This window comes from Actinocorallia lasiicapitis (genome assembly GCF_054778695.1).
Window position 1 is genome coordinate 1 of record NZ_BAAGZI010000700.1, and the last position, 1,478, is coordinate 1,478.

The following is a 1,478-nucleotide window of genomic DNA, read 5'->3' on the forward strand; positions in this document are numbered from 1 at the left end:
CGCGGCGACGGCGCGCAGGTCGACCTGTTCCGCGACGGGCAGGACCGCGATGGCCACATGTGGGCCCACGTCCACGACGACGGTCTTGAGGAACCGGTCGGGCGGGACGCCGAGCCGGTCGGCCAGGGCCCGCCGGGACGGCCGGTGGCCGCGCGGCGGTTCGTAGGAGATCGGGGTGAAGGGGATGCCGCGGTCGCGGAGCAGCCGGACCGACGGCGGGTCGGCGCCGCGGGCGGGCCGTTCACCGCGCCGCTGCTTGAACCGGGCGTAGGTGGCGGCGAACAGGTAGAGGTAGTCGAGGAGGGCTTCGGCGAGCGCGACGGCGTCGGCGGCGTCCCGCTCGGTGGTGGGGGCGCCCAGATGGGCGCCGCGGTTGCCGAGGATGCGCAGGTCGTCGGCCCACTGCAGGAGCCGGCCTTCGAGCCTGCCGTCGCGTTCCATGGTCTGGAGCGCGGTGTACAGGGTGGGGGCGTGCACGCCGTGGTCGCGGCAGGCGCCCTCCAGAATCCGGCGGACGGCGACCACCGCGCCGGAGTACGCTCCGGCGCGGAGGCAGGCGTGCGCTTCGCGTAGTTCGTCCCGGAGCATCGGGGGGATCGCGGGATCGGGCGGCGTCCTCCCCGCGGGCCACAGCACGGTGGGCTCGCCCGCGAGATCGAGCAGGACGACCAGCAGGCACGCCTGGCATTCGGCGAGCGTGTACGGCTGGAACTGGGCGGGCAGGAAGGCGCGGTCCGGGCCGTCGGGAACCCGGACGATCGTCCGGCGCGCGCAGCGCGGGCAGTCGACGGAGAAGCTTGCCCCCCAGCGGTCCACAGGGAGACGATAAAGAGCGCAGCCGAGGAAGGCTAGGGGATTTATGGCCGGGTGGCCGTTCGCCGGTCGGGGTGCTGAGCTCGCACGGCTCGGCGCCGTCGCCCGACAGACCGCGCTGGTGATCGCGGGACCAGCCGGGACGGGCAAGTCGCGGCTGGCCGCGGAGATCGTCGCGGGGTTTCCGGCCGGACGGTACGAGGTGGCCAGGATCAGCGCGACGGGTTCGGCGCGCGGTATCCCCTACGGGGCGCTGGCGCATCTGCTGCCGGCCCGCTCCCCCGGCGACCAGGCCAATCCGCTGCGCTGGGCGGCCGAGGCGATCAGTGTGCGCGGCAAGCGGCTGCTGCTGGCCGTCGACGACGCTCATCTGCTGGACAGCGCCTCGGCGGCGACCGTCCACTACCTGGTGGCCAACGGCGGCGCGCATCTCGTGGCGACGGTCCGCACCGACGAGCCCGCCCCCGAGAAGGTGACGGCGCTGTGGAAGGACGACCACGCGGTCCGCGCCGCGATCGGCCCGCTGACCCTGGACGACACCGCGCTGGTGCTCCGCGCCCGGCTCGGCAGGCCCGTCGACGACACGACCCTGCACCGGCTCCACCGGGCGACCGAGGGGAACGCGCTGCTGCTGCGCGAGCTGGTGGCGGCCGCCCTGGACGCGG

At 74.9% G+C, this 1,478-nt stretch carries 2 protein-coding genes; one reads left to right on the forward strand and one right to left on the reverse strand.

What is annotated here, in order from left to right; genetic code table 11:
• Window positions 1-816 (reverse strand): DUF4145 domain-containing protein (locus ACYVE7_RS33900; protein WP_460370654.1); only part of this gene is annotated, 816 nt, incomplete at its 3' end.
• Between the two features lie 43 nt (window positions 817-859).
• Between ACYVE7_RS33900 and ACYVE7_RS33905 the strand changes: the two genes are divergently transcribed.
• Window positions 860-1,478, forward strand: a 619-nt coding sequence (locus ACYVE7_RS33905) for an AAA family ATPase (RefSeq protein ID WP_460370656.1), incomplete at its 3' end; no start/stop codon positions are given.